The 6824-nt window shown below is 59.2% G+C and carries 9 protein-coding genes; 4 read left to right on the top strand and 5 right to left on the bottom strand.

Going from position 1 to position 6824, the window contains the following annotated elements; genetic code table 11:
• Together Q8N04_12630 and Q8N04_12625 are read left to right on the top strand one after the other, a co-directional pair.
• Window positions 1-619, top strand: a 619-nt coding sequence (locus Q8N04_12630; GenBank protein MDP3091518.1) for an efflux RND transporter permease subunit, incomplete at its 5' end; no start/stop codon positions are given.
• Window positions 616-867, top strand: coding sequence for a hypothetical protein (locus Q8N04_12625; GenBank protein ID MDP3091517.1), 252 nt, complete (start codon window positions 616-618; stop codon window positions 865-867). The genes Q8N04_12630 and Q8N04_12625, both read left to right, overlap by 4 nt.
• Here the strand turns inward: Q8N04_12625 and Q8N04_12620 are convergent.
• The 5 genes from Q8N04_12620 to Q8N04_12600 form a co-directional block, all read right to left on the bottom strand.
• Window positions 864-1403 carry a hypothetical protein gene (locus Q8N04_12620; GenBank protein MDP3091516.1) on the bottom strand — a complete coding sequence of 180 codons (540 nt, stop codon included), beginning with the start codon at window positions 1401-1403 and terminating at the stop codon, window positions 864-866. The genes Q8N04_12625 and Q8N04_12620 overlap by 4 nt on opposite strands.
• A 58-nt stretch (window positions 1404-1461) precedes the next feature.
• On the bottom strand, window positions 1462-1686 hold the full coding sequence (locus Q8N04_12615; GenBank protein ID MDP3091515.1) for an SHOCT domain-containing protein: 225 nt from the start codon (window positions 1684-1686) through the stop codon (window positions 1462-1464).
• Between the two features lie 42 nt (window positions 1687-1728).
• Window positions 1729-3393, bottom strand: a complete 1665-nt coding sequence (merA, locus tag Q8N04_12610; GenBank protein ID MDP3091514.1) for a mercury(II) reductase — start codon at window positions 3391-3393, stop codon at window positions 1729-1731.
• A gap of 81 nt (window positions 3394-3474) precedes the next feature.
• A complete protein-coding gene (locus Q8N04_12605; GenBank protein MDP3091513.1) occupies window positions 3475-3945 on the bottom strand; it encodes a (2Fe-2S)-binding protein in 471 nt (156 codons plus the stop codon).
• A gap of 548 nt (window positions 3946-4493) precedes the next feature.
• Entirely contained in the window at window positions 4494-4937 is a 444-nt protein-coding gene (locus tag Q8N04_12600) for a heavy metal-responsive transcriptional regulator (GenBank protein MDP3091512.1), read from the bottom strand.
• A gap of 392 nt (window positions 4938-5329) precedes the next feature.
• Between Q8N04_12600 and Q8N04_12595 the strand changes: the two genes are divergently transcribed.
• Window positions 5330-6424 (top strand): methyltransferase domain-containing protein, encoded by a 1095-nt coding sequence (locus Q8N04_12595; GenBank protein ID MDP3091511.1) that lies wholly within the window; start codon window positions 5330-5332, stop codon window positions 6422-6424.
• Window positions 6424-6780, top strand: coding sequence for a metalloregulator ArsR/SmtB family transcription factor (locus Q8N04_12590; GenBank protein MDP3091510.1), 357 nt, complete (start codon window positions 6424-6426; stop codon window positions 6778-6780). Before Q8N04_12595 ends, Q8N04_12590 begins: the two co-directional genes overlap by 1 nt.
• Window positions 6781-6824 lie beyond the last annotated feature (44 nt).

Genomic DNA, 6824 nt, shown 5'->3' with positions numbered 1-6824 from the left:
GATCATGTGGTCCGGCCAGTACGAATACATGCAGCGGGTGCGGGAGCGGCTCACGATCTTCATTCCCCTCACGCTCGCCATCATCTTCGTGCTGTACTACTTCACCTTCCGCTCAGTCGCCGAAACCTTGATGGTCATGCTGGGCGTCCCGCTCTCCCTGGTCGGCGGTGTCTGGTACATGGTGTGGCTCGGCTATAACATGAGTATCGCCGTGTGGGTGGGGATCATCGCCTTGGCCGGCGTGGCCGCCGAGACCAGCGCCGTCATGCTGTCCTATCTCGATGAAGCCTGTAAACGCCGCAAGGCGGCGGGACAACTGACGACGCTGGAGGATCTCATCCACACCGTACAGGCCGGCGCCGTGGAACGCATCCGGCCGATGGCGATGGCCGGGCTTGCCAACATCCTCGGCTTGATTCCGGTCATGTGGGCCGCAGGGACCGGCGCGGACGTGATGAAACGTTTGGCTGCGCCGATGGTCGGCGGAGTGTTCTCGGCCATGCTCCTGACACTGTTGGTGATTCCGGCGATCTATGTCATCTGGCGCTGGCAGACGGAGGTTAAACGGGAAGGAACAAGAGATGCCGGTCAAGAGGTGAGAGGAGGTGATCACACATGAAGAACACCCAGAGTCTTGAAGCCGTCGCACAGTTGGCGAGCCGGTTGCTCCATGGGGGTCGAACAGCCGTTTGCCATCCAGGCATCGGCTGTCCCGGGCAGCGGCAGGAGACAGGCGTAGGCATTGAAGCTGAACGCCAGCAAGAACCCCACGATGGTCCCGGCGAGAACCGACCTGGAGCGATGGGAACATACTCGCATGGCGTCAGTCTATTTCTCGTCCATCTCAACCGTCAATGGTATTTCTAATACACGATCACTCGGTCCGCTGACGCGAATACATCCACTATCCTTGCGAGTGGAATGGGCGTGACAGCTGAGGCGACCCGCGTCGGATCGATCTTGTAGAGCAGCATCATAGTCTGGTTGCCGTAGATCTCGACGCCCAGCTTGTTTTTCAGGAGGTCGAAGTACTCGCCGTAGTTATGCGGGACCTGCTCCAGCGGCACGCCCATCTGTTCGGAGAGACTGTGCCGTTCTCGCTCAGGCAGACCAGCGCGATCCAGCGCGGTGGTCTCAGTGCCAATGAGTTTCCTGAACCATCCGAAACCCTTCGTCACCGAAGTCACCGCGCTCGCATCCACCAGAATTGTCACCTTGTGGCCGGCTTTCACCGCCGCCCAGGCGACATTCGGCACCGCGCAGATCTGGGCGTCATCCAGCGCGAGCGACGTTTTCATGTGGATCAGAATGCGGGATGGCGCAGCCTGTTGTGCCGGGACGAAGCTCGGCGTGAGCAAAGTGATGACGACAAAAACCACCAGACTGTTGATTGTGTGCCACATCGTGTGCGACCTCCTTGTTGAGAAATAGGTTCCTAGCCCGCCACGGGACAAGACATTCTTATGCCTGTACATCCCGCTTCATTTCCTCGAACTCCTGTTTGGTGATTTCCCCGCGGGCATACCGTCTCTTGAGGACCTCCAGGTTCGATTCTGGCCGAGTGGCGATCCTCTGCCGCATCAGCCATTTGACGAGGTAAATAATACCCGCTATCACGAACACCCAGAACAACACCATAAACAGTAGACCCAGTCCCATCATAGGCATCCATCCACAATCCGTCATCCCACACCTCCCTGCCGAGTTTTCCCTCGCGCCCCAATTCCGCTACCCAGCGCAACAGGACAGTTTGCTCACATCCTTCTTGAACGTCAGCGCAGCCAGCTTGAGTCCTTCCACCATCGTCAAGTATGGATGAAACGTGTCAGCCAGGTCCTGGACATTCAGGCCAAATCGGATCGCGAGCGTGGCTTCTTGAATCACTTCTCCGGCTTCGGCAGCGAGGACATGCGCGCCCAGCAAGCGGCCGGTCTCCTGCTCCGCAACCAACTTAATCAGGCCCTTGGTGTTCCGTGACGCCAGCGCACGGGGAACGTATTCGAGCGGCAACACGGCGGCCTGGACTCGAAGGCCTTGGGCCTTCGCCTGCCGTTCGGTGAATCCCACGCTGGCGATCTGCGGATCGGTAAACGTCACATGCGGAAGCGCACTGAGGTTATACACCCTCCCCACACCGCTGAGCGCGTTTTCGGTTGCCAATCCACCAGCATATGCCGCGACATACACATACATGGGATCACCAATACAGTCGCCCGCCGCATAGATATCGGGATTGCTCGTCTGCAAGTGGTCGTTTACCACGATCTCGCCTTTTGACCCTAATACGACTCCGGCGTCTTCCAATCCGAACCCGCTCGTGTTCGGGCGGCGACCGGTCGCAAGTAGCAAGCGCTCAGCCCGGCAGACTTCGGGCTTTCCGTCGGTCTGGGTGTGCACGAGGCAGCCTCCATCTCGGCGCTCGACATGACTGATCGTGACGTTCGTGCAGATCCGAACCTTCTCCTCTTCGAGGTATCGAACGAGCGCTTGCCCGATCTCCGGTTCCTCCGCTCTCGCCACGTGTGGCCCGCTTTCCAGCACCATCACTTGGACGTCGAATCGCGTAAAGAGCTGGGCAAACTCTAGGCCGATACTGCCTCCGCCAATGATGATCATCGACGCCGGGAGCGCCTCCAGGCTGAGCGCCTGCTCGCTAGTGAGAAAGCCGGCCTCTTGAAGCCCCGGTATTGGCGGCGCCCAAGGCGAAGAGCCCGTCGCGACTACGATTTTCTCAGGCTCATACACGGTGCCGTTGACCCGTACCTGGCGCCCGCCCATGAGCTTCGCTTCCCCCTTCAGAATGGTGATGGTGGGGTACACAGCCGCCACGTCCACATACTTGCCTTGGCGCAACGCGGCGACTAGTTCGTCCTTTTGCTGAACAACACGCTGCCAGTCCGAAGGCGGGGGACAAGCGGTGAGCCCTTCAAATTGTGGGTAGGCTGAGTGATAGCAGAGTTCCGCGGCTTTGATGAGCGTCTTCGATGGCACACAGCCGATATTGACACAGGTCCCCCCGATTGTGCCTTTTTCCACAATGGCCACCCGAGCTCCTGACTCGGCGGCTTTGATCGCCGCGGCAAAGGCCGCCGACCCGCCGCCGATCGTCATCAGATCGTAGTCCCGATGTTTCGATGAGGGAACGGTACGAGTCGGTTCCAGTTCGCGCCGCTCAGCGACCACCCCGTGGTAGCCGGAACGCTGTACAGCTTCCAGGAGCGCGCGATCCGTCACGTCTGATCCGGCCACGACTGTGGCCAGCCCCCCACGCCAGGCGCCGACTTGGGCGTCTTCCACTCCAGGAACGGTCTTCAGCGCCTGCGTGACGTGGCGCGCGCAGCTTTCGCAGGTCATCCCCTCGATTCGCAAGAGAATGTGGCGTCGACCTTCCATGTTGCCCTCCGATCTGTTACCGCTTGGTTGAATGCCGCAACCGATAGAAATCATGGTATCCGAACCTACTTGGCCGCTGGCCTATCGAGTGACTTGAGCCGCCAGTTTTTCTGTCTTGATGACGTCGCCGAGGCAGCACCGACCTGACGGATTCTCCACCTCGCAGCGGCAGTTCCCCGCCTTGACCTCGGCCCGAATGCGGGCGAACGCCGAGGACCGTCCGGTCCGCTGAATGTCCTCGTGGATCATCCGCTCCGTCACGCCGAAGCAATAACAGATCGGAACCGGATCCTCCGTCTCCTTCAGGCCCACCCGCACCCGGACCTGATTCTTCTCGAACTCAGTTCCATCGGCGGCGTAGTACACGACCGGGCAGTGCGGAGTCTCACAGAACACATACTGGCTGCCATTCACCTCACCCAGTGCCTCAGGCTTGAGCAGAGCCTGAACGGTGGTCCGATCGACCGGCTGGCCTTCGCGGCCGCATTGGGGACACAGGACTCGATCTCCTAGTTGCGTTGGCTCCGCAGGCGCCTTGCAGCAGTCAGTCATCCGTTTCTCCTTGTCTCAACACCTCGTTCCTCCCGACTCTCGGATGCATGGTGCGTGCAGCAGGCCCTCCCCGTGGCGTGCTGCTGGCGAGTTCCTGCATACAGGGCAAGACCCAGGAACAGGACCAGTGCCGGAAGGAGTACTGCGTCCAGATAGCCGGTGATGCTCCCGAGCCCAACCACTCCTAACAGCACCACCAAGATCGGCGTCACACAACACAAGGCAACAACCCCTGAGCCAATCAACCCTGTCCACAGCAGTCGCTTACGCTGATTCTCTTCCATCCGACCCCTTTTCATGGCTGACCGATGCCAGCCGCCCTCAAGGTGTGAGCCGAGAGTGGCTCCCGTCGGTAACAGTCCAAGAGCACGCCATCGACTGCAATCGCGCGGACCGCGGTAATTCCGTAGCGTCTGGCTTTCTCTCGGCATTCGTTCGTATCGCAGCCCGCTCGTAGGTCATAAACTCGTATGCCACAACTCGGGCAGGCCAGCGACTGCACCAAATTGACGGTCTCCTCGCAAAGCGGACAGCCGGCCGTAAACACATCAACGCGTCGTTTTTCGGTTGTCATCGTTGACCTTCCTTTCTGTCTTCTCCAGACTCTGCAAAATCGGACAGCGATCCGTCGGCTGCCCGGCCCGGCAGTCTCGAATCAGGTTCCGAAGCGCCCGGGCGAGCGCTTGCAGATCCCGCACTTTCGCCTCTACGTGCGTCAGCTTGGTTTGCGCTCGTCGTTGTACATCACCGCAGCGCGCGGTCGACGTGACACTGAGCTTGAGCAGTTCGGCGATTTCTTGCAGCGTGAATCCCAGTGCTTGAGCGTTCTTGATGAACCGAAGCCTCCGTTCCTCGTCTTCGCCATAGATCCGGTATCCCGATGGTCGGCGCGCAGACGGACCAAGCAGCCTGAGCCGTTCGTAGTACCGCACTGTCTGGATGTTGACGCCGACCGCTTTCGCGAGTTGCCCGATAGTGCACTCAACTGTCATCTTCTCACCTCCGATAAGACGCTACACCCTGTACCATAGTACTGAGTCAAGAGGGCACGCGTTCTTTTTTTCATTCTTCCTCCCGTAAGCCTTCTCTTGAACAAGCGTCTCTTCTCTACCGCTTCGACGGCCAAGAGACCGGGTGCGTCAACATTGTAAGCCAGCTTACAGAAGCCTCGTGTCTCTCGCTGTATGCTCCTATCGAGATATCCACCTATTACAAGAGCAGGTTTGATCTTGAATAGGAATGGTTAATACATAGACGTATCTCCATATGTTCATAACTTAGCGGGGGAGTCATGTCAGGAGAGAACATTGCCCAGGCCGTCAGTGATCGATACGCCCGGGCGGCCAGCTCGGGCGAGCAAATGTGTTGCCCGACCAGCTATGACATGAGCCACCTCAAGACTTTCATCCCGGAGGAGGTCCTCAAGATCTCCTATGGCTGCGGCACGCCCGCCGGTCTGAAAACCGTGCGCGCCGGGGAAACCGTTCTGGACATCGGATCAGGTGGCGGTATCGACTGCTTCGAGGCCTCGCGCCTTGTCGGCCCGACTGGCCGTGTGATCGGGATCGACATGACGGATACAATGCTGGCGATCGCACGCAGGAACGCCGTGATCGTGGCCGGCAATCTCGGCTATCCGTTCTCCAATGTTGAGTTCAGAAAAGGTCTGGCTGATGCCATGCCAGTGGAGGATGACACGGTTGATTTGATTATTTCCAATTGCGTGATCAATCTGGCCCCGGACAAGCGCAAGGTCTTCCGCGAAATGTTCCGCATCGCCAAATTAGGTGGACGTTTCACGATTTCAGATATTGTCGCCGACCAGCCCGTGCCTCAGTATCTGGTTCACGATGCGGAGAAATGGGGCGACTGCCTGTCGGGCGCCTTGACTCTCACCGACTATATGGCTGGCACGACGGAGGCGGGGTTTGCCGGCATCCATCTGATCAAGTCGTCACCCTGGCAACGGATCGACGGCATCCATTTCTTCTCGGTGACCTTAACCGGCTACAAACTCCCTGCGCATGCCCCGGCATCCGGCCCACGCTACGCGACATTGCGCGGCCCCTTCAGCCGGGTGGTGGATGAACTCGGGACAACGTATCGGCGCGGGATTCCACAAGCACTCACCACAGAAGCGGCGCGGCTTCTGAGCCAGCCGCCATTTGCCGCACAGTTTGTCTTGTCACAAGATCCGGTGACGCTCGACCAGACAGATCCACGCTGGACCGCGGTGTTTCCCGAACAGACCCCCTGCGTCTGGCGAGGCGATTTTGCCTTGCTGGCAGGGCCATTCATGGAAGCGCAGGATGACGATCATCATGTCTTTCGGCGCGGCGAGCCACTGGAAATTTGCTCTAAGAGCCTCAAGGTCCTTGAATCGGAAGGCTATGCCCCGCATTTTGCGATCCTCAATCGCGCCGGTCAACGCGTGACTGGGGGGGCCGTCACCTGTTCACCTGAGGGAGCCTGCTGTTGATGAAGTGTGCCTCAACAAGCGACACCCTCACCGTGGGCCAATGTGCCACGGTGCTGAAAGCGTTGGCAGATAAGACCCGGCTGCGTCTTCTGGAGTCCCTGCTGGTCGAGGAGAAATGCGTGACGGAGCTTGTGCGAGAATTGCGCTGTCCGCAGCCGCACATCTCCCATCATCTTCGCATTCTTCGCGATGCCGGGTTAGTCGAAGGGCTCCGGGACGGCAAGCAGGTCTGCTATCGCATCGCTCCGACCGTCCAACGGGCGTTAGCGAATCGGCAAGGGCAGGCCCTGAATTTTGGGTGTTGCGAGGTGCGCTTCCCTGAAACTGTTTTGACCGCGGTGACGCATGTACGCTGAGGTGGCTTGGCTCGTGAGAGGGACTGTTGTGTTTGTGAGGGCCT

The organism is Nitrospira sp. (assembly GCA_030692565.1).
Classification (GTDB): Bacteria; Nitrospirota; Nitrospiria; order Nitrospirales; family Nitrospiraceae; genus Nitrospira_D.
This window is presented reverse-complemented; position numbering and strand designations above follow the sequence as displayed.

Coding starts and splice junctions, on each gene's coding strand:
- Q8N04_12625 (MDP3091517.1), top strand. CDS start 616: ATGAAGAACACCCAGAGTCTTGAAGCCGTCGCACAGTTGGCGAGCCGG.
- Q8N04_12620 (MDP3091516.1), bottom strand. CDS start 1,403: ATGTGGCACACAATCAACAGTCTGGTGGTTTTTGTCGTCATCACTTTG.
- Q8N04_12615 (MDP3091515.1), bottom strand. CDS start 1,686: ATGACGGATTGTGGATGGATGCCTATGATGGGACTGGGTCTACTGTTT.
- merA (MDP3091514.1), bottom strand. CDS start 3,393: ATGGAAGGTCGACGCCACATTCTCTTGCGAATCGAGGGGATGACCTGC.
- Q8N04_12605 (MDP3091513.1), bottom strand. CDS start 3,945: ATGACTGACTGCTGCAAGGCGCCTGCGGAGCCAACGCAACTAGGAGAT.
- Q8N04_12600 (MDP3091512.1), bottom strand. CDS start 4,937: ATGACAGTTGAGTGCACTATCGGGCAACTCGCGAAAGCGGTCGGCGTC.
- Q8N04_12595 (MDP3091511.1), top strand. CDS start 5,330: ATGAGCCACCTCAAGACTTTCATCCCGGAGGAGGTCCTCAAGATCTCC.
- Q8N04_12590 (MDP3091510.1), top strand. CDS start 6,424: ATGAAGTGTGCCTCAACAAGCGACACCCTCACCGTGGGCCAATGTGCC.